Origin of the sequence: Methylobacterium oryzae, assembly GCF_021398735.1 — a bacterium.
Taxonomy (GTDB): Bacteria; Pseudomonadota; Alphaproteobacteria; order Rhizobiales; family Beijerinckiaceae; genus Methylobacterium.
Genome location: NZ_CP090349.1, coordinates 1755563 through 1775385, shown reverse-complemented (window position 1 = coordinate 1775385; position 19823 = coordinate 1755563). Strand labels below are relative to the sequence as shown.

General features: G+C 69.6%; 15 protein-coding genes. 7 read left to right on the top strand and 8 right to left on the bottom strand.

All coding sequences use genetic code 11. The annotated features are described in order from the left end of the window. Nucleotides 1-369: 369 nt before the first annotated feature. The 3 genes from LXM90_RS08500 (at nucleotide 370) to LXM90_RS08490 (ending at nucleotide 3302) form a co-directional block, all read left to right on the top strand. Nucleotides 370-657 carry a hypothetical protein gene (locus LXM90_RS08500; RefSeq protein WP_020093581.1) on the top strand — a complete coding sequence of 96 codons (288 nt, stop codon included), beginning with the start codon at nucleotides 370-372 and terminating at the stop codon, nucleotides 655-657. A 224-nt stretch (nucleotides 658-881) separates the two neighbouring features. After that, nucleotides 882-1097 (top strand): hypothetical protein, encoded by a 216-nt coding sequence (locus tag LXM90_RS32090; RefSeq protein WP_020093580.1) that lies wholly within the window; start codon nucleotides 882-884, stop codon nucleotides 1095-1097. 312 nt (nucleotides 1098-1409) lie between these two features. Next, complete coding sequence (locus LXM90_RS08490; RefSeq protein WP_234082383.1) at nucleotides 1410-3302, top strand: TRAP transporter large permease subunit; 1893 nt, start codon at nucleotides 1410-1412, stop codon at nucleotides 3300-3302. Nucleotides 3303-3825: 523 nt separating this feature from the next. On the opposite strand, the gene LXM90_RS08485 is transcribed toward LXM90_RS08490, so the two are convergent. The 5 genes from LXM90_RS08485 to LXM90_RS08465 all read right to left on the bottom strand — a co-directional run bounded on the left by LXM90_RS08485 (nucleotide 3826) and on the right by LXM90_RS08465 (nucleotide 9439). After that, the gene (locus tag LXM90_RS08485; RefSeq protein WP_020093577.1) at nucleotides 3826-5463 is read right to left on the bottom strand and encodes an acyl-CoA synthetase; all 1638 of its coding nucleotides are present in this window, start codon (nucleotides 5461-5463) and stop codon (nucleotides 3826-3828) included. Then, nucleotides 5463-6497: a TRAP transporter substrate-binding protein gene (locus LXM90_RS08480; protein WP_020093576.1), complete on the bottom strand. Its 1035-nt coding sequence runs from the start codon at nucleotides 6495-6497 to the stop codon at nucleotides 5463-5465. Before LXM90_RS08480 ends, LXM90_RS08485 begins: the two co-directional genes overlap by 1 nt. Nucleotides 6498-6727: 230 nt before the next feature. Continuing rightward, nucleotides 6728-7240 carry an ureidoglycolate lyase gene (locus LXM90_RS08475; RefSeq protein ID WP_020093575.1) on the bottom strand — a complete coding sequence of 171 codons (513 nt, stop codon included), beginning with the start codon at nucleotides 7238-7240 and terminating at the stop codon, nucleotides 6728-6730. After that, entirely contained in the window at nucleotides 7237-8076 is an 840-nt protein-coding gene (locus tag LXM90_RS08470) for a bifunctional allantoicase/(S)-ureidoglycine aminohydrolase (protein ID WP_026604998.1), read from the bottom strand. Before LXM90_RS08470 ends, LXM90_RS08475 begins: the two co-directional genes overlap by 4 nt. A gap of 52 nt (nucleotides 8077-8128) precedes the next feature. Continuing rightward, the gene (locus tag LXM90_RS08465) at nucleotides 8129-9439 is read right to left on the bottom strand and encodes a dicarboxylate/amino acid:cation symporter (protein ID WP_234082380.1); all 1311 of its coding nucleotides are present in this window, start codon (nucleotides 9437-9439) and stop codon (nucleotides 8129-8131) included. Between the two features lie 213 nt (nucleotides 9440-9652). Here LXM90_RS08465 and LXM90_RS08460 point away from each other — a divergent pair, with 213 nt between their 5' ends. Next, a complete protein-coding gene (locus tag LXM90_RS08460; protein WP_234082376.1) occupies nucleotides 9653-10537 on the top strand; it encodes a LysR family transcriptional regulator in 885 nt (294 codons plus the stop codon). Between the two features lie 197 nt (nucleotides 10538-10734). Next, nucleotides 10735-12549, top strand: a complete 1815-nt coding sequence (locus LXM90_RS08455) for an acyl-CoA thioesterase (protein ID WP_026604997.1) — start codon at nucleotides 10735-10737, stop codon at nucleotides 12547-12549. Nucleotides 12550-12556: 7 nt separating this feature from the next. On the opposite strand, the gene LXM90_RS08450 is transcribed toward LXM90_RS08455, so the two are convergent. Next, nucleotides 12557-14890, bottom strand: coding sequence for a putative bifunctional diguanylate cyclase/phosphodiesterase (locus LXM90_RS08450; protein ID WP_020093570.1), 2334 nt, complete (start codon nucleotides 14888-14890; stop codon nucleotides 12557-12559). 247 nt (nucleotides 14891-15137) lie between these two features. Here LXM90_RS08450 and LXM90_RS08445 point away from each other — a divergent pair, with 247 nt between their 5' ends. Beyond that, nucleotides 15138-16757: a methyl-accepting chemotaxis protein gene (locus tag LXM90_RS08445; RefSeq protein ID WP_132366516.1), complete on the top strand. Its 1620-nt coding sequence runs from the start codon at nucleotides 15138-15140 to the stop codon at nucleotides 16755-16757. A 96-nt stretch (nucleotides 16758-16853) separates the two neighbouring features. Here LXM90_RS08445 and LXM90_RS08440 read toward each other — a convergent pair whose 3' ends face one another. Both LXM90_RS08440 and LXM90_RS08435 read right to left on the bottom strand, forming a co-directional pair. After that, nucleotides 16854-17126, bottom strand: a complete 273-nt coding sequence (locus LXM90_RS08440) for a hypothetical protein (protein WP_042672101.1) — start codon at nucleotides 17124-17126, stop codon at nucleotides 16854-16856. Between the two features lie 85 nt (nucleotides 17127-17211). Next, the gene (locus LXM90_RS08435; RefSeq protein ID WP_103985771.1) at nucleotides 17212-18129 is read right to left on the bottom strand and encodes an SGNH/GDSL hydrolase family protein; all 918 of its coding nucleotides are present in this window, start codon (nucleotides 18127-18129) and stop codon (nucleotides 17212-17214) included. Nucleotides 18130-18399: 270 nt separating this feature from the next. Between LXM90_RS08435 and LXM90_RS08430 the strand changes: the two genes are divergently transcribed. Continuing rightward, a complete protein-coding gene (locus LXM90_RS08430; RefSeq protein WP_020096557.1) occupies nucleotides 18400-19701 on the top strand; it encodes a lipase family protein in 1302 nt (433 codons plus the stop codon). Nucleotides 19702-19823: the final 122 nt, after the last annotated feature.

Below are 19823 nucleotides of genomic sequence, written 5' to 3'. Positions count from 1 at the left end.
GTATCAGTTTGAACACATCTGGGCATGTGGTCGACACGCTGCGCGAGCGGATTGCAGCGCGTAACCTCACGAAGGCGTGAACAGTCTCCGCACAGTCCGCGCCACCGGCGTGCCGGCGTCCGCGATCGGGCCGACCACGGCGCAGCTCGTCGTGTTGCGCGACCCGGCTGACCGGAGCCGGGGGCACGAATCCGCGCCCCGACCTGTCCTCGCGGGCGCTGAACGGGCGATCGTCAAGCAATCGGCGGGACAGCTGCCACGGAATTAGCGGATGGAAGCTTCCCGTTAACGAAGCGTAAACCTTTGTGACGTGATCCTAGGACGGTGGACGGGCACGGGATCCGGCCACGCAGATCGGGCGAGGCTCCGATGATCGTCTTGATAGCCGCAGCCATCGTCAGCGGTCTCGCGACAGCCACGATCCTGGCGCCGGTGAGCGCCCTCGCCGCGCTGATCATCGCACCCCTGGCAGCCAGCGCGTCGGCCATCCTGGCCTGCATCTTCATCGCCTGGCGTAACACGCGCGACGATGTCGGGCCGCCCGACCTCGAGACGCAGGCCGACGCGATGGTGGCGGTCCTCTGCGAGGTTGCCCAGCAGGGCAAGATCGTCCCGGTCGCCGCGCCGGTCCGGGTCCGCGGCCACCGGTCGGCCTGATCTCGGCGCGCCGCGACCGGCGTATCGCCGGCCCGGGCCCGATCCCAGCGGCACCGGTCGCGGCCTATCCTGTTCCGGATGAGGCCGTCCGTACCCCTCTCCGCCGTCCAACCTCTCCCCCGAGCGCAGTCAGTCAGGCATCGCGCAGGACGGAAGAGACGCTGGGCGTCGTTCTGTTCGAGCAGGTGGGTCAGGGCATCCCGCGGACCCCTGCGGGATAGGCGTTGCGCGACCATGTCGGGCGCGCCTCCGCCGAGTCGAACCGCGCCTCCGACCTCGTGGCGCTGCGGCCGGCGCGATTCCTGAGCGCCCATCCGGATTTCGGGGTGCGGGTCGCCGCCCGCATGGACTATGCCCACCTCATCACCGACGCGTTCGACGCCGACAACGTCTCAGGATCACCCCGCGGCGAAAATTTAATGCGGATGCCGCTGGGTTAGGAAACTGTCACGCCGCTCCGCGACCCGCTCGGGCGGCCCGCATCCGCGAGCCGGCCGACCTGCTGGCGCGGATTCGCGCGCCGCTGAACGGCAGAGATTCCACAAGGACTGGAAAACGAAGTACGGCGATGGGGCGCGGTCGCATCGTGAAGATGCGTCGGGCAAACTGACCGGGACCGTTTTCCGCAGGATCGGATAACGGTATCGGAGAACGAAGGCGCGCCGAGACGCACCGCAAGACACACGCGAAGACGCATGTGGGGTCGATCCCGCCGCCAGCGGCATCGGGAGCGGCCCCGACGGAGGGGCGCCATGCAGATCGATGTTGCGGCCGTCGAGTCGACGGCGGGGATTGAATTTTCGGGACCGCCGCTGCGCGCCCGGGGCTGGCTGCGCCGGGTGGATGCCGGGCTCGGCCACCTCGTGGAGATCCCGGCGGCACTGCTCGTCCTGGCCGAGATCGCGGTTCTGCTCAGCGGTGTCGTCAGCCGCTACGTGTTCCGCGATCCCATCATCTGGTCGGACGAGCTCGCCTCGATCTTGTTCCTGTGGCTCGCCATGCTCGGCGCCGTGGTCGCCTTCCGGCGCGCCGAGCACATGCGCATGACCGCTTTCGTGGCCATGAGCGGCCCGCGCCTGCGCGCCTTCCTGGAGACGGTCGCCCTGGTCGCCGGCCTGATCTTCGTCGCCCTGCTGCTGGAGCCGGCCTTCGAGTTCGCCAGCGAGGAGACCTTCGTGCAGACGCCGGCGCTGGAGCTGAACAACGCGTGGCGCGCCGCCGCCCTGCCGATCGGCCTCGGCCTCATGCTGATCGTGGCGCTGATCCGACTCCTGGAGACCGCCGACTGGAAACTGACCGTGGGGGCGCTGATCCTGGGGGGCGGTGTTGCCGCCGCGCTCCTGGCGCTGCAGCCGTGGCTCGCCAACCTCGGGAACCTCAACCTGCTGCTGTTCTTCGTCGTCGGCGTCGGCGCGCTGGTCTTCTCCGGCGTGCCGATCGCCTTCGCGTTCGGCCTGTCGACCTTCGCCTACATCACGCTGACCACCGACGCGCCCTCCATGGTGGTGGTCGGCCGCATGGACGAGGGCATGAGCCACCTCATCCTGCTCGCGGTGCCGCTGTTCGTGTTCCTCGGCCTGCTGATCGAGATGACCGGCATGGCGAAAGCCATGGTCGGCTTCCTGGCCTCGCTGCTCGGTCACGTCCGCGGCGGCCTGCACTACGTGCTGGTCGGGGCCATGTACCTCGTCTCGGGCATCTCCGGCTCCAAGGCCGCCGACATGGCCGCCGTCGCCCCCGTGCTGTTCCCCGAGATGAAGGCCCGCGGCGCCAAGGAGGGCGATCTGGTCGCCCTGCTCGCCACCACCGGCGCGCAGACCGAGACGATCCCGCCCTCGATCGTGCTGATCACCATCGGCTCGGTCACCGGCGTGTCGATCACCGCGCTGTTCACCGGCGGCCTGATGCCTGGCCTCGTCCTCGCCGCGACGCTGTGCGCGCTGGTCTGGTGGCGCTACCGCCGCGAGGACCTGAGCCACGTCGCCAGGCCGTCCGGCCGGGTCATCGGTCGCGCCTTCCTGGTGGCGATCCCGGCACTCGCGCTGCCCTTCGTGATCCGCTTCGCCGTGGTCGAGGGCATCGCCACCGCCACCGAGGTCTCGACCATCGGCATCGTCTACGCGGCGCTGGCCGGCCTGCTGATCTACCGTCAGTTCGAGTGGCGGCGGCTCTACCCGATGCTGGTGACCACCGCGACCCTGTCGGGGGCGATCCTGCTGATCATCGGCGCGGCCACCGGGATGGCCTGGGCGCTGACGCAGTCGGGCTTCTCGCAGACGCTCGCCGAGGTGATGAAGAGCCTCCCGGGCGGCGCGCTCGGGTTCCTGTTCGTCTCGGCCTTCGCCTTCATCATCCTGGGCTCGGTGCTGGAGGGCATCCCGGCGATCGTGCTGTTCGGGCCGCTGCTGTTCCCGATCGCGCGGGCAGTCGCGGTCCACGAGGTCCACTACGCCATGGTGGTCATCCTCGCGATGGGCATCGGCCTGTTCGCCCCGCCCTTCGGCGTCGGCTATTACGCCGCCTGCGCCATCAGCCGGATCCATCCCGATGCCGGGATGCGCCCGATCGTCGGCTACATCGTGGCCCTGCTGATCGGGCTGCTCGCCATCATCCTCGTCCCCTGGTTCTCGATCGGCTTCCTCTGACGATCTCCACCGCGGGGACGCGCCGCGCGCGATCAGATCATGCCGGCGCCGCCGGTCCGCGCGATCCGCTCGCGCTGCTCGGCGTAGCGTTCGGCCGCGGCGCGCCGCACTGCACCCTCGAGCCGGCTGACGAGATTCGCGAGGGTGGTCATCGTGCCGAGATCCCGATCGTGGCCGGGCGGGGGCCCGGCGTGCTGCACTGCAATATGCGCGCAGCTCCGGGGACATGTCAGGGTCTGCATCTCGGAGCTGTCATGCAACGAGATCATGATGTGCGCGGAGGGATGTGGACCGGCCCGACTTTCCGCTCGGAATGCCTGCCACCGGTCGGACCCCCTTAGGTCGATGCGACTCCCTGAAACTGCATCCCGCATATGGAGGCCGATTCCGCCGCTGGCGTCCTCGAGAGCGAATTGAAGCGATCCAGGGCGGCGCGTCCACTGAGATCGTGGCGCTGACTGGATTGCTTCGCTCCGCTCGCAAAGACGGGATGCCGCATCAACCGGATGGGATCGCGACAGCCCTATCGGGCCTGCGGCCTCGCCTGCCCGGCGAGGGGCAGGTCGCCCCGCGCCTCAAGTCCCTCGCGGATCGCGCGCTTTGTCACCTTGCCGTAGCCGGATTTCGGCAGGGCCTCCCAGAAGAACACGCGCCGAGGCAGCTTGTAACGAGCGACAGTCGCGGACAGCCACGCGATCAGCTCTCCCTCCTGCACCGCGGCCCCGGGACGGGCGACGCAGACCGCGACGCCGACCTCGCCCCAGCCGGGATCCGGGACGCCGAGAATCGCGGCCTCGGTGATCGCCGGATGCGTGAGGAGCTTCTCCTCGATCTCGCGCGGATACACGTTGGAGCCGCCGGAGATGTACATGTCCGAGGCGCGGCCGGTGATGAACAGGAAGCCCTCGGAATCGAGATGGCCGAGATCGCCGGTCCGGAACCAGCCGTCGCGGAACGCCGCCGCGTTGGCCTCCGGATTGTCGTAGTAGCCCGCGAACACGGCCGGGCCGCAGACGCAGATCTCGCCGGTGACGCCCGGCGGGCACTCGCGCCCCTGCATGTCCTGGATCTGGACCTGCATGCCGGTGCGCTCGAATCCGCAGGTGCCGACCTTGACGTCCGGCCCGTCCTCGGCCGCGTGCAGGCGGGGCGGCAGCACCGTGATGTTGCCCGTCACCTCGCCGAGGCCGAAGTATTGCACCAGCACCGGCCCGAGCACTCGCAGCGCGTGCTGCTGGTCCGCCCGGTACATCGGCGCGCCCGCGTAGATGACGTGGCGCAGGCTGGAATGGTCGTGCGTCGACACCGCGGGGTGCTCAGTCAGCAGCTTGACGATGGTCGGCACGGTGAAGAGATTCGTGACGCGCCACGCCTCGATGAGAGCCCAGACCTCCTCGGGATCGAGCCGCTCGCCCGCGGTCAGCACCGTCTTGGTGCCGGCCGCGACCTGCGCGAGCTGGTGGATGCCGGCGCCGTGCGAGAGCGGCGCCACGACCAGGGACGCGTCGGCCTCCGTCGTGCCCGGCATCAGGTCGCAGAGGTGATTGGTGATGACGAAGGCCATCTGGCCGTGGGTCAGGACCGCCGCCTTGGGGCGGCCCGTCGTGCCGGAAGTGAAGAAGAACCAGCACGGATCGTCGTGCTCGACATCGGCGACGGGCGCGGCCGCGCCGAGATGGTCGGCGACGAGCGCGTCGTAGCCGGCCCCGAAGGCCGCGTCGCCGATCGCCACGACGCGGTCCAGATCCGGGCAGGCCTCGCGCACCGCGGCGGCGTGCTCCGGGAAACCCGCGCCGCAGATCAGCGTCGAGGCGCCGCTGGCACGGGCGAGATAGGCGATCTCCGCAGGCGTCTGCCGGAAATTGGCCGGCACCCAGACGGCGCCGAGCCGGAAGCAGACGAACATCGACTCGAACAGCTGGTTGCTGTTGCGTGCCTGGACCAGGACGCGATCACCCTTGGTCACACCACGGGCGGCGAGCGCCGCCGCCATCGCGTCGACCCGGGCGTCGAGCTCGGCCCAGGTCCAGCGCCGCGCGCCCCAGGCGAGCCCCACCGCGTCCGGAAACCGGCGCGCGGCGCGGCGCAGGAAATGGGCGAGATTCATCACCCGCCGGGAGCACGGCGCGACCCCGCCGCGCGGCGCCCCCGCGGCGCTCATCAGGTGAGCTTCCCGCAGGCCTTCTCGAGCAGCGACCAGCCCTCGTCGCCGTACCGGCCCTTCCACTCGGCGTAGAAACCGGCCTTGCGCAGCTTGTCGCGGAAGGGCTCCGGGTCGGGCTTGTTGAAGACCATCCCGTTCTTCGACAGGTCCGCCTGCAGGTTTGCGTTGAGCTGGGCGACGTCCGCCCGCTCCTTCATGCCGGCGGCGTTGATGTGGCGGGCCACCGTCTCGCGCAGGTCCGCCGGCAGGCGCTCCCAGGCGCGGCGGTTCGCCAGGAACCAGTACCCGTCCCACATGTGGTTGGTGAGCGAGCAGTACTTCTGCACCTCGTAGAACTTCGTCGTGGAGATCACCGCCAGCGGGTTCTCCTGGCCCTCGACGATCTTGGTCTGCAGGGCCGAGTAGGTCTCGTTCAGGTTGATCGACGCGGGAGCCGCGTCGAAGGCCTTGAACATCGAGGTCCAGAGCGGCGAGACCGGGACGCGGATCCGGAAGCCCTTGAAGTCGTCGGGCGTGGCGATCGGCTTGGTCGACGAGGTGGTCTGGCGGTAGCCGTTGTCCCAGATCTTCTCCATGGCGACGAGGCCGGCCTTGGCGATCTGCTGGCGGACCCAGGCGCCGAGCTCGCCGTCCATGGCCGGCCAGACGGCGTCGTAGCTCGGGAAGGCGTAGCCGATGCCGTTGATCGACGCGTTCGGCACCAGCGTCGAGAGGATCAGCGGCGACATCGTGAAGAACTCGACGCTGCCCGAGCGCAGCTGGCTGAGCGTGTCGGTGTCGGAGCCGAGCTGGCTCGTCGGGAAGATCTTGAGGTCGAACCGGCCGCCGGTCTCCGTGCGCAGCGCCTCCGCCATCTCGCGGGCGCGGATATTCATCGGATGCGTGTCGGGCAGGTTGTTGGCGTACTTGTACGTGAATTCTGCCTTCTGCGCCCGCGCCACGTGCGGTGCCGCCACGGTACCGGCGATGAGGGCCGTCGAGCCGGTCGCCAGGAATCGGCGGCGGGACAGGGGCGTGCGGTACGGGGACATGGCGGCCTTTCCGGTGCGGGCGCGGGGCCCGACGTTTCCTCGGGTCCGCGTTGGTGCGGACTCCTGATTGCGGCCTCGATAGCCGCTGACCGGTGCCAGTCAACGGACTTTCGCGGCCGCGTCCCCGGGAATGATTGCATCCGGCCGCCGCTGATACGGGGCGACCGGAGGCGGCCCCGGCCGCGCGAGACCGTGGCGACGCGACGATGGCGCGGATGGCGCGCTCGGCCTCAGTCCTGGCCGGGCAGATGCACCGTCCAGGGTTCCTCGAAGGTGTGTTCCTCGAGGTTCACGCCCGGGCCGCCGCGGTCGACCACCACGAAGTCCTGCGGCTGGCCGTAGGGCGTCAGCACCCCGTGCCACGTGTTGCGCGCGTAGCAGACCCCCTGCCCCGGCGCCGTCACGAAGGCCTGGGGCGGGCCGGGACGGCCCTCCGCGTCCGGGCAGACCACCACCAGGAACGGCGCCACGCTCAGCGGCAGGAACGCCTGCGCGCCCAGCGGGTGCCGCTCGACCAGGCCGAGCCGCAGCGGCACCGGGTAGGGCTGCGCCTCGACCAGCCCGATCACCACCCGCGACCCCTCGCCCACGACCTCGACCGCCGCCAGATCGTGGAAGCGCCGCGCCATCCCGCCGTTCATCGGCCGCGGCGCCACCGCGGCGACGTCGATCACCGTGCCGAACGGCGCGAACGCCTCGGCCGTCAGCGGCCGGGCGACGACCGTGCGGGCGCCAGCGCTCACCGGCCGAGCCCGCGCGGCGCCAGCGCCGGGTGGCGGTTGACGTCCTTGTACAGCAGGTACCGGAACGGGCCCGGCCCGCCCGCGTAGCAGGCCTGGGGGCAGAAGGCGCGCAGCCACATGAAGTCGCCCGCCTCGACCTCAACCCAGTCGCGGTTGAGCCGGTAGACCGCCTTGCCCTCCAGCACGAACAGTCCGTGCTCCATGACGTGGGTCTCCTCGAACGGGATCGAGGCGCCCGGGCGCATGCTGACGATGTTGACGTGCATGTCGTGGCGCAGGTCGTCGGAGGCGACGAAGCGGGTCGTCGCCCAGGCGCCGTCGGTGCCGACCATGCCGGCCGGCTCGACCGCCGATTCGTGGGTGACGAAGGACGTCGGCGCGTCGAGGCCGGCGGCGGGCTGGTAGGCCTTGCGGATCCAATGGAAGCGCGCGGGCGCGTCGCCGTCGTTGCGCAGCGCCCAGGCCGCCCCGGGAGCGAGGTAGGCGTAGCTGCCCGGCCGCAGGGCGTGCCGCGCGCCCTCCAGGGTGAGGCTGGCCGTGCCGGCGACCACGAACAGGACGCCCTGGGCCTGCGGCTCCGGCTCGGGGGCTTGGCTGCCGCCGCCGGGGGCGACCTCCATGAGGTACTGGGCGAAGGTCTCGGCGAAGCCCGAGAGCGGCCGGGCCACGATCCAGGCCTGGGTCCTGTCCCAGCCCGGAAGGAGGCTGGTGACGATGTCGCTCATGACGCCGTGGGGGATCACCGCGTAGGCCTCGGTGAACACCGCGCGGCCGGTCATCAGCCGCGTCTGGCCGGGTAGGCCACCGCACGGGGGGTTGTAGGCTCCAGCGCTCATGGTCGGTCTCCAGAATTCGACTTCAAGCTGTAAACGTCTGTCGGGGATCTGGTCACGCGGTGCGCGGCTCGGCGACGGGCGCCTCGAGGATCTCCGCCGTGTTGGTGGTGTCCTCGCCGTTCAGGACGCGATTGGCCCGCACTCGGTCGATGTCGCCCTCCCAGGCGGCGATGACGACGGTCGCGACGCAGTTGCCGATCAGGTTCCCGAGGGCGCGGGCGATGCCGACAAACCAGTCGACCGATAGGACGAGGACCAGCCCGATCACCGGGATCTCCGGCACCGCCGACAACGTGGCGGCGAGGACGACGATCGCCGAGCCGGGCACGCCGTGGGCGCCCTTGGAGGTCAGGAGCGCGATGCCGAGGATCAGCATCAGGTGGCCGAAGGACAGGTCCGTGTTGGTCGCCTGGGCGATGAACACGGTGGCGAGGGTCAGGTAGAGCGAGAAGGCGTCGAGGTTGAAGGAGTAGCCGGTCGGGATCACGAGGCCGACGGTGGATTCTTTGATGCCGAGCCGCTCCAGCTTGCGCATGACCTGCGGCAGCACGCAGTCCGACGAGGCGGTGCCGGCGACGACGGTCAACTCCTCGCGCAGGTAGGCGAGCAGCTTGAAGAGGCTGAATCCCGCGAGCCGCATGATGCTTCCGAGCACCACGACCACGAAGAGCGCGACGCCGGCGTAGAAGAGCATCACCAGCATGCTGAGCTGCTTCAGGGACCCGACGCCGTATTTCCCGACCGTGAAGGCGACCGCGCCCAGCACGCCGAGCGGCGCCAGCCGCACGATGAAGCCGATGATCCGGAACAGGACCTCGGTGATGCGCTCCAGGCTGTCGGCCAGCGGCTTGCCGCGCTCGCCGAGGAGCGAGAGCCCGGCGCCGAACAGGATCGCGAGGAGCAGGACCTGGAGGATGTCGCCCTTGGCGAACGCGTCGATGAAGGTCGTCGGCACGATCTTCATCAGGAAGTCGACGGTGCCCGTCACCTGCCCGACGCGGTCGGTGTAGCTGGTGAGCGACTTGGCATCGAGGGTCGCCACATCGACGTTCATGCCGTGACCGGGCGCGAACACGTAGGCGAGGACGAGCCCCAGCGCGAGCGCGATGGTCGTCACCACCTCGAAGTAGATCAGGGACTTGAGCCCGACGCGACCGACCTTCCGGAGGTCGCCCGCGCCGACGATGCCGTGCACGACGACGCCGAAGACCAGCGGCGCGACCACCATCTTGATGAGCTTGATGAAGACGTCGCCCAGCGGCTTGAGGGTGACGGCGAAGTCGGGCCAGAGCCGGCCGACGAGGATGCCGATCATCAGGGCGGCCACAACCTGCCCGAACAGCGACCCGTACAAGCGCTTCATCGCGATCTCCCTCGGAAGGCTCGACCCGACCCGACCCGACCGCGATCGTCCCGCCTCTCATGGGCGGGTCCGGTCGAGCCCGACCGCGCGGCGCGGCGCCATTGTGCAAAGCGATGCCTGCTCGGCCTTCCCGGCGGCAAAATCGTGCCGAACGATCTAGACGTCAAATATCTATTTCATTTAGTTTGAAACGCTCAGAGTTTTAATCCGCCCATGGAACTGCGCCATCTCCGCTACTTCGTCGCTGTGGCGAAGCACCTGAGCTTCACCGCCGCCGCGGAGAGCCTCGGTGTCGCGCAGCCGCCGCTCAGCCAGCAGATCCGCGATCTGGAGGCGGAGATCGGGACGGCTCTCTTCGAGCGGACGACCCGGCGCGTGGCGCTGACGCGGGCAGGTCATGACTTTCACGTTCAGGCGATCGGGCTCCTGGAGCGGGCCGCCGAGGCCGTCGAGCGCGCCCGGGCGATCGGCGGGGGCACCGCCGGCATCATCAATGTCGGCCTGACGGGCTCGATGCTCGCGGGGCCGCTCGGGCACGCGATCCGGGATTTCGCGCAGGTCTATCCCGCGGTGGATCTCCGAATCCACGAGATGTCGCCGGATTGCCAGATCGCGATGCTGAAGGCGGGGCAGACCGACGTCAGCTTCCTGCGAGCCCCGCCGCAGGATGCCGATCTGGTCCGGGTCCGCGCGTGGAGCGAGACCGTGCAGGTCGTCCTTCCCAGGGGGCACCGTCTCGCGCGGGGCAGCCTCCGGCTCGCCGACCTGCGCGACGAGCGGTTCGTGTTCCTCCGGATGTCCGATTCGCTGTTCGCCAAGTATCTCTGGGATTGCTGCGTCGAGTCCGGGTTCGTCCCCACCATCACCCATCAGGCCGTCGAGGCGGCCTCATTGACGAGCCTCGTCGCATCCGGCCTGGGCATCGCCATCATCCCGGAATACGTCGCCCGGCTGGCGCATGCCGACGTGGTCTACAGGCCGCTCGAGGGACCCCGCATCCGCGCCGACGTCTTCGCGCTGTGGTCGCCCGCGAAAGCCGCCCTGGTCTGCAACTTCGTCGATCTGGTCCGCGACGGTCGGAAGACGCTCGCCGACTAGGCGGATCACCCGGGCCTCGGCGCCGTGGCGGGTGCCTATAGGACACGCGCCCCCCTCGGATCGCCGGCCGTGGCGGAGCAGCCCGATGCTTTTCCCTCACTGAATTTCTTGTATCCGCCTTCTTTTGGGTTCGCCATATTCCCGAAACGAATCTGATACGCTATTGCAGCTTAAGGTCCGGAGCGCTTGAAGCCACAATGCCTTCCCAGTTCATCCGCTCCGCGGCCTGGGCACCCACGATTGCTTTGTCGTGGTTCTGGGGGCTCGGGTTTTTCTACGCGATCCATGTCACGCTGACATACGGCTGGCTCGGGTTCCTTGCCTTCGCCTTGCCGAACGCGACCGGTCTCGGCCTGTTCGGCTGGATGCTCGGCGCGCCGCGTCGGAATATCGACGCGATCGTGGCCGCCGTGCAGGGCCCCTACGCGCTCCTGTTCATGGGAGCCCAGTTCTTCGCCGTCGCGATCACGATCTTCGGCTTCGCGGCCTACGCGTGGCTTCCCCTGTTCGGCCACGACGCCGCCGTGGGCGTGATCGCATTGGTCCTCGTCGCCTGCTCGCTCGGCCATGCCGTCCCGCTGCGCGGGATCCGCATCGTCCATTGCGGGGCGCTGGCGGTCGGGCTCGCCGCGAGCGTGATCCTGCTCGGCGGGCTGTCCGCGCAGCGGGACGGCTGGGACGTCCCGCTGCAGGCCTTCGACGAGCGCTTCTACGGGCTCGTCGTCCCCTCGCTGGTCGGCTTCCTGCTCGGCCCCTGGATGGACATCCAGCAGTGGCAGCGGGCGGTCGAGATCCGGCGCTCGGGCGGGTCGGTGCGCGCGGCCTACGTGACCGGCGCGCTCCTCTTCCTCGGTCTCCTGACGATCAACGCGCTCATCGCCGCGCGGGCGGGGCTCGGCATGCCGGTCGTCTCGTCCGACGGCCTGTCGGGAGCCTACGCGGCCGTGGCGCAGGCGATCGGGCGCGAACCCGCGACCGGCGTCGCGGTGGCCTTCGTGATCTGGACGGCGATCGCCGCCGCGACCACGATCGACAGCTTCTACAGCGCCACGCGCTGGCTCGGGATCTCGGTCACGGCCCGCAGCAATTCCCCGCTCCTCGCCTTCGTGCCGGCCGGCCTCGTGGCGTCGCCGGTCTGGATCCTCGGTGCCGCGCTCGCCACAGCGGCGGCGGCGATCTGGGCGAACCTCTCGCTCCTCTACCTGATGATGCCCTTCGCCACGCTCCTCGTCGGGGCGGCGGCGTGTCTCGTGTGCGAGACGCTCGGCGCGACCCGCCGCTACGACCCGGTTCTCACCTCCATGATCGGGGCGACGGCGTGCCTGATCTTCGTGACAGGCTATCTGGCCCCGAGCTGGGCGCTGCTGGCCATCGCGCCGCTGATCGGCCTGATCGGCGCTCTCCCGATGATCGCCGAGGTCCTCGGCTGGCGCGCGCCGCCGCCGGTCGCGGAGCTGATCCCGGCGGCGGAGCGGGCGCCGCGGGCGGCGCCGGTGCCCGTGGCGTTGGACCAGACCGACGCCGTCGCGTCGCACGGGTTCGACGGGCACTGGTTCGTCCTGCGCCTCATCCCGACCTACGACGACACCAACTCGGTCGGGAACGTCTACTTCGCCAATTACGTGCGCTGGGTGGGCAAGGCCCGCGAGCTGTTCTTCAACATCTGCATGCCGGATTTCGACCTGAAATCGACGGACTTCTACATTCTGACGAAGTCCTTCCAGCACGACTTCCGCCGGGAGGCGATGGAGTTCGAGCCGGTCACCGTCCGTATCTCGATCGCGAGCCACAACAGGAAGTTCGTGACCCTGGCGCACGAGATCCACAGCGAGGTCAACGGCCTCCTCGGCCGGGGCGAGCAGTCGCTGATGTTCGTGGACACCGTCCACTATCGCCCGCTCGATATTCCGCGGGCGATCATCGAGGGCTTCCTGCCCTACTGGCCGAAGACGTCCCCGCACGCCGTCGCGGGCGGGAGCGGCACGACCGGCGTCGCGCCGCTCGGCGTCTGAACGCGCCTCACGCCGCCTGAACCGCCGCCGGGAGGAGTTGACCGCTACGCGCCAGCGCGGCGGCCTGCTCGGCCGGCAGCGGCTTGCTGAACAGGTAGCCCTGGAACTCGTGGCACCCCTGCTCCAGCAGGCAGGCGCGCTGGGCATCCGTCTCGACGCCCTCCGCGGTGATCGTCATGTCGAGGCTCGTCGCCATGTCGATGATCGCGTTCACGATCGCCGCAGCGCTCCGCTCCTGCGGCAGGTCGCGGACGAAGCTCTGGTCGATCTTGATCTTGTCGAAGGCGATCCGGCGCAGGTAGCTCAGGCTCGAGTAGCCTGTCCCGAAATCGTCGAGGGACAGCCGCACGCCCATCTCGCGGAGCTTGGCGAGCGTGGCGTTGATCGCCGGCGTGGCCTCCAGGAACACCGATTCGGTCACCTCCAGCTCCAGGCGCGGCGCGGCGAGCCCGCTCGTGCGCAGCGCGGAGCGGACGAGTTGCGTCAGGTCCGAGTGGCGGAACTGCCGCGGGGACAGGTTGACGGCGATGCGGACATCTCCCGGCCAGCCCGCCGCGATCCGACAGGCCTCGCGGAGGATCCACTCGCCCAGCGGTATGATCACCCCGGTCTCCTCGGCGAGCGGGATGAACTCGCCGGGCGAGACGAAGCCGCGCACCGGATGTTTCCACCGGATCAGCGCCTCGAAGCCGCGCACGCGGCACTCCTTGGCCGCCACGATCGGCTGGAAGTAGAGGACGAACTCGTCCCGATCGAGGGCGCCCCGCAGGTCGGCCGTCAGGGCGCGCCGCGCCTCGATCCGCTCATCCATCTCCGCTTCGTAGAAGCGGTAGCCGTTCCGGCCCTCGCTCTTCATGCGGTAGAGGGCGAGGTCGGCCCGCCGCATGATCTCCTGGCACCCGTCCTGCGGGGCGATCGCGATCCCGATGCTGACGCTGACGGTCAGCCGGATGCCGTCGATGGTGAAGGGCGACGCGAGCGCCTCGACGATGCCGTTCGCGAGCGACTCGATGCCGTGCAGGTCACGGGCGCTCCGTCCGGTCGCGAGGACCGCGAACTCGTCGCCCGCCAGACGGGCGAGCTGAACATCGGACGCCTCGAAGCTCCGCAGCCGCTCGGCGACCGATTTCAGGAGCCTGTCGCCGGCCGCGTGGCCGAAGGTGTCGTTGACGCTCTTGAACTCGTCGAGGTCGAGGGCGAGCACGGCGAACCGGTCCCCCTGCGCGAGCCGTTCCCGCGCCGTTTCCTGGAGCTGATGGAACAGGACCCGATTGGGCAGATCGGTCAGGGAATCGTGCAGGGCGAGATACGACAGCCGCTCCTCGGAGCGCCGCTTCTCGGTCACGTCGGAGCCGACGCCGCGATAGCCCGAGAATGCGCCGGCCCGGTTGAAGGTCGGCTTGCCGCTGAGGCACCACGTCCGCCGCTCGCCGGCGATGTCGAGCTGCAGGTGCAGGTTCCGGAAGGCGCGCCGCTCGGCGATGCAGCCCCACAGGGTGGTGCTCGAGTGGCTCCTGGGCGGCGCCACCGGCGGCAGCAGCAGCCGCTCCAGGGGCAGGCCCATCAGCTGGCGCTCGGAGGAGCCGGCGACCTCGATCAGGCGCGGCGAGACGTGTTGGAGGCGCAGGTCGGCATCCGTTTCCCAGAGCCAGTCGCTGGCGCTCTCCTCGAACTCGTTGAGCAGGAGGTGGGTGAATTCCTGCTGCCGTTCCAGCTCAATCTGCGCGATGACCCGCATCGTCAACAGCCGGCTGAGATGCACGATCGTGAAGCAGATGAAGATCGCGTAGAAGAACAGCAGGACCGCGACGTAGATGTAGAAGGGCTCCCCGGTCGTCGCGAGGGCGATGAATGAGCCGAGGATGATCAGGCCGGAATAGCCGATGGCGACGCGGGGCAGCACCGCCGCGCTCATGCCGGTCGCGATCAGGCCCGCGATGCTGGAGGCGATCAGGAGCCGCCCGTGCGCGTCGGCCCCGGCGAAGAGCATGACCGGGATGGAGGCCAGCAGGAGGCCGTAGGCCTGGGCGGCCAGCACCACGCCCTGGACGAATGAGGACGGCACTTCGAGGGGTTTCGGACGGGAGCGCCAGCGCCAGCACTGCTGGAGCGAGACCACCGCCAGGGGCAGGACGAGCGCCTCGAGCCCGGCGAGGTAGACCCGGTTGCCCGGTTGCCAGAACAGATAAACGATGACCTGTACGACGCTGAGGCTCACAAGAATCGTGAAGGGAACCAGGCGGAGCGCGACGTCGAGCTGCTCGACGCGGGCCCGCGCGCGAAGGTTCGCGTCGAGTGGATCCGCTTTGCGATCGGTATCGATCAGGAAAGAAATCAACATCTCGCGCGACGCAAACGCCCTCTGAAAAACCTTTACGATCGAAAACTGCGGCTCTCGCTATTTAGATGCATACACAATCGCTCGCTTGCACAAGTACAAGTCGCTCGTCGGTTTACAACTCGTAAATATCGCACCAGCACCCGGCGCTGCGGCTCGCATCCGCCGGGCGGCGGCGCTAAGAGGCGAGCGCGCCCCGGTCGCGGCTCAGCCAGAGCCGTCCGCGGGGCCGCGTAGGATGAAGCAGACGATGCCGCAAACGCTGGGCCTCAACCGCATCCTGGGCGGTGCGATCGGTGTCATCGCCCTGGTGTCGGTCCTGACCAGCGGCGCGGTCCTGATCACGGCCGATCAGCTGCGGGACGCGACCGATGCCCGGAGCCGGTCCAACCAGCTGATCCGCGCCCTCGACGGCTTCCGCGCGGCCATGCTCAATCAGGAGACCGGACTGCGCGGCTACCTGATCACGGGCCGCGACGGCAGCCTGGAGCCCTACCGCACGGGGCGCCAGACACTGGACGAGGCGATCGACAGGCTCAGGACCCTGATCGGCCACGATCCCGAGCGGACGCGCCTCTTGGCCGACGCGGTGGCCGCGGCCCGCAGCTGGCAGACCGAGGTCGGCGAGGTCGTCGTGCGAATCGCGGCCGATCCGGCGAAGCGTGACGAGGCGGTCAAGATCGAGGCGGACGGTCAGGGCAAGCGGCTGTTCGACACCTTCCGCGAGAAGCTCGCGGCCATCGAGGGTCTCGAAGGAGCGGTTCGGGCCGCGCTGGCCGAGCGCGTCGCGCGGAGCGAGCGCAACGAGGGCCTCGCCCTCTGGGGCGGAACGCTGATCACGCTGCTGATCTGCCTGGGCATCGGGGTCGCCATCAACCGCCTCGTCGTCAGGCCTCTCGTGGCGGTGATGGGCTTCGTGGGACGGGTCGGCGAGGGCGACCTGTCGAGCACGCTCGATGTCCGCGCCGGCGGCGAAGTGGGCCGTCTGAGCACGACGCTGAACACGATGGTCTCGGGTCTGTCGGACTTGGCGCGGACGAACCGGGCGGCGACGGCGGACCTGAACGCGGCCGCGGCCGAGATCCGCGCCTCGGCGCAGGAGCAGGCGGCCTCGGTCGAGCAGCAGTTCGCCGCCGTGCAGGAGACGGCCGCCACGGTCGACGAGATCACCCATTCGGGGGCGCAGATCTCCAAGCGCGCCACCGAGGTGATCGCCACCGCCCAGGCGACCGCCCAGACCTCGCGCCAGGGGCTGCGCGCGGTGTCCGACACCGCCAAGGCCATGGACGCGATCCGCGAGCAGGCGGAGGCGGTGGCCGGCAACATCGTCAGCCTGTCGGAGAAGACCCAGACGATCGGCGACATCATCGAGACGGTCAACGACATCTCGGAGCGCACGCACCTGCTGGCGCTGAACGCCGCCATCGAGGCGGCCGCGGCCGGCGAGAGCGGGCGCAGCTTCTCGGTGGTGGCCTCGGAGATGAAGCTCCTGGCCGACCAGGCCAAGGCGGCCACGGGGCAGGTGCGGGGGATCCTGGGCGAGATCCAGCGGGGCATCAACACGTCGGTGATGCTGACCGAGGAGGCGGTCAAGCGTGCGGCGGCGGGCAAGACGCGCTCGGACACGACGCAGCGCACGATCGAGGAGATCACCGCGCGGGTGGAGGAGAACGTGCAGACGTTCCAGCAGATCGTGGCCTCGACCAACCAGCAGCAGCTGGGCATCGAGCAGGTGATGGGGGCGCTGCAGAACATCCGCCAGGCCAGCCAGCAGACCGCGGCCGGCACGCGGCAGGTCGAGGCCGCCTCCGCCAACCTCACCGAGCTCGCCCAGGCCCTCATGGCCCTGGCCGAACGATACCGGCACTGATCCGCCGCTCCGACCGTCCTCCTACGGCTACGGCCCGATCGTTCGGACCGCGCTCTCCTCGTCCGGCTGGTTCGGATCGGCGGAGGCCGGAGACACTCAGCCGCGATGCGCAGGTCGGTGCGGCGCCTGTCGCCGGGACGCGGTCGCGGCGCGCGCGCGGGCCGCCCGGACGCGCACGATGTCGGCCATCCCGACCGGCCGCGGCGGTGCCTCGCCGGTGAACGGCATGCGGCTGTGAACGTCGCCGTAATAGTCCGACCCGCCCATCCCGAAGCCGCCGGCGACGACGGGTCCGTCGAGGAGCGGCTCTCCGGCCGACGCTCCGGTGGCGATGAGGACGAGGAGTGGGACGGCGAGGAGGAGGCGCATGATCACATGCGTACACCGTCCTGCGTCAGCTTCGCGGCGGCGGCGGTCACGATGGCGTGCGCGCTGCCGGCCCGCGGCGCTGCCCTCAGGTGTCCGGGTCGACGCCGCGATAGCGCGTCGGATGCGTGCGCGCCTTCTGCCAGCCGGTCCGCCCCTGCGCGAAGCCGACCTCCAGGAAGTGGACGAGCGGGTTGACCCCGGCCACGCGAACATCCGGGTTCGCGTCGAGATACCCGTCGGTGCTGAAATGCCCGCTCGGGTCACGGCCCTCGCGCCAGCCGAGATCGAGGTAGTGTCGCGCCGGACCGTGGGGATACTGGCACGTGTCGGCGTACCAGCTCCTGTAATAGGCCTCATCGAAGCCCGGGAGCGGGCTCTCCAGATAATGATCGAGACCGTACCGGTCGCGGATCTGGCCGGCGACGCGCGCGGCGACGGCCGCGTAATCCCGCAGATGCGTCCCTTCGACGAAGGCCTCGTCCTCGGCGAGACCGAAGCGCGCTCCGCGCAGCGCCGCGAACGGGTCGAAGAACGAGACCCCCCGGCGTGCGCAGACGGCGCGGAGGAGATCGGAATAGACCTCGACCGCGGCGGGATCGCGCTCGGTAACCCACGAGCCCGGCGTGGGCGGCAGCGCCGAGACCAGCGTGTCGAGGGCGAAGGCCTGGAAGCGGTCGACGATGCGATCCGCGTGGTCGGAGAAATCGGCCGTCGCCGATCGCCCGAGCGCCGACGGCGAGCGGATGTCGTTGGTCCCGACGAACAGGACCGCCAGGAAGGCCGGCAGGGGCGCACGCAGCAGGTCGAGGGCCCGGCGGTAGGAGCGGGCCGTCGCGCCCGCGAGCCCGGCATTCAGCACGGGACGGGAAACGACCGGCCGCGGCATGTGAGCCGCGTGCGAGTCGCCGGCGAGCACGACGCAGCCGCTCGGCGCAGCGTCGAAGACGGCCTGGATATGGCCGATCTTGTGACGGCGGAGGGCGCCGCTGCGGAGCGCCCTCACGGCCTCTGACAAACCCATACGAATCTTGAACACCGCCCCCGCGTCCCGCACCGTAGGAGGCTCAGTTTTCCCAAGTCCAGTCCCCCCCGAGCGCGAAACGGATTTTCGGCGCCGCCGGTGTTGCCGGGCGACAGTGCCGGGAATGCCGCCCGGATCATGAATGCTGGCCGGTGGCGGAACCAGATCCGCCGGTGCGCTGTTGTGGAGCCCTCCGCGATGGTGCAATGGAGCCGCCCCTGCGGGCGCCGTCGACCGCCACGAATCCCTCTCGTGCTCTCGTCCTCGATCGATCACATGGTCCGCGGCTACTTATCGTTCACGCCCTTCAAGTTGAGAGACCTTCATCCGGCACCGGTGGCGCGGCGACATGTCTTTTTCATTCACGGATTCGACGCCCGCAGCGGCATCCGCTTCCCCGCCTTCTTCAAGCGGGAGCTTCACCGTCACGCGACCCGGTTCGGGGCGATGCCGCGCGCGGTCTCGGAGATCCGGACCGATCCGGATGGTCTGACCCGGAGCTGGACGGTCGACGCACCCGCCGACGGCGACGGTGCGGCGGTCCGCTGCGAGACCCTGATCTGGAGCGATATCGTCCATGCGGATCTCGCGCGTCCCGTGTCGCGCAAGCTGGCTCTGCTGGCGCGGAGCGTCGCGGCGGGGCTCGCACAGGGATTGGTCTTCAAGACGTCCCGGTTCGGATGGCCCTACACGGTGCTGACCGCCTTCCCGTTCTTCGTCGCCTTCGTGGCCCCGGCGCTCCTGATCGCGCTCGGCACCGCGATCTACGCTGCCGTCAGCCCGTCGGCGCTGACGGAAACGGTCGGCGTGGCGCTGCTTCTCGCGGCCGCGGCGCTCGCGCTCCTGTACGGCGCCAAGAAGGTGCTCGGGCGCCTGTTCTTCTGGCACATCCTGAGCATCCGGATCTTCTTCTGGCAGCACGCGACCGGTCGGCGGCCGGATTACGCGGACCGGGTCGCGGCCTTCCGGGACCGTGTCCTGGCCGAACTGGCCCACTGGCGCGCGAACCCGGCGGACGCGCCCGACGAGGTCATGATCGTCGGCCATTCCCTCGGCGCAGCCATGGCGGTCGAGGTTGCCGCGCAGGTCCTCGCGCGCCTCGGGACCGACGATCGAGGGCATCCGCGCCTGTCGCTCGTCACGCTCGGCTCGGGGCTGCCCTTCGTGGCGCTCCAGCACGAGGCCCGCGCGCTGCGCGACGACATCGCGACCCTCGTCTTCAGCGACCGCATCGTCTGGTGCGACTACCAAGCCCCCCAGGATTGGCTCAACTGCTACGGCTTCAATCCGATCTTCGATCTCGGATTCGGACGACCCGCCTTCCTGGCCTGCAACCCGCTCATCCGTTCCGCCGGGGTCAAGGACAGGATACCCGAGGACGACTACAAGCGTCTGCGCCTCAAGCCTTTCCACATGCACTTCCAGTTCCTGAAAGCCAATTTCAGGCCGGGGGAGTACGATTTCTTCGAGATGATCCTCGGGCGGCAATCGCTGCTCGACCGCGCCCTGCGGCCGGTCTGCCGCCGCGCGGTCCCGCCCGCGCAGGGCGCGTGATCGCGTCCGCGGGAGACGCGTCGGGACACGATCGGAGCCGCCGGTCAGAGCCGCCGGATATCAGACGGCCACATTCCGGTCGTCAGCACGCCGCCGGAATGTCTCGGCATCTCGGAGTCAGG

What these genes read in the sequence shown, in the direction of transcription:
- LXM90_RS08485 (WP_020093577.1), bottom strand. Translation starts at nt 5,463, where the DNA reads ATGAGCGCCGCGGGGGCGCCGCGCGGCGGGGTCGCGCCGTGCTCCCGG.
- LXM90_RS08470 (WP_026604998.1), bottom strand. Translation starts at nt 8,076, where the DNA reads ATGAGCGCTGGAGCCTACAACCCCCCGTGCGGTGGCCTACCCGGCCAG.
- LXM90_RS08480 (WP_020093576.1), bottom strand. Translation starts at nt 6,497, where the DNA reads ATGTCCCCGTACCGCACGCCCCTGTCCCGCCGCCGATTCCTGGCGACC.
- LXM90_RS08455 (WP_026604997.1), top strand. Translation starts at nt 10,735, where the DNA reads ATGCCTTCCCAGTTCATCCGCTCCGCGGCCTGGGCACCCACGATTGCT.
- LXM90_RS08445 (WP_132366516.1), top strand. Translation starts at nt 15,138, where the DNA reads ATGCCGCAAACGCTGGGCCTCAACCGCATCCTGGGCGGTGCGATCGGT.
- LXM90_RS08440 (WP_042672101.1), bottom strand. Translation starts at nt 17,126, where the DNA reads ATGCGCCTCCTCCTCGCCGTCCCACTCCTCGTCCTCATCGCCACCGGA.
- LXM90_RS08500 (WP_020093581.1), top strand. Translation starts at nt 370, where the DNA reads ATGATCGTCTTGATAGCCGCAGCCATCGTCAGCGGTCTCGCGACAGCC.
- LXM90_RS08490 (WP_234082383.1), top strand. Translation starts at nt 1,410, where the DNA reads ATGCAGATCGATGTTGCGGCCGTCGAGTCGACGGCGGGGATTGAATTT.
- LXM90_RS08450 (WP_020093570.1), bottom strand. Translation starts at nt 14,890, where the DNA reads ATGTTGATTTCTTTCCTGATCGATACCGATCGCAAAGCGGATCCACTC.
- LXM90_RS08465 (WP_234082380.1), bottom strand. Translation starts at nt 9,439, where the DNA reads ATGAAGCGCTTGTACGGGTCGCTGTTCGGGCAGGTTGTGGCCGCCCTG.
- LXM90_RS08460 (WP_234082376.1), top strand. Translation starts at nt 9,653, where the DNA reads ATGGAACTGCGCCATCTCCGCTACTTCGTCGCTGTGGCGAAGCACCTG.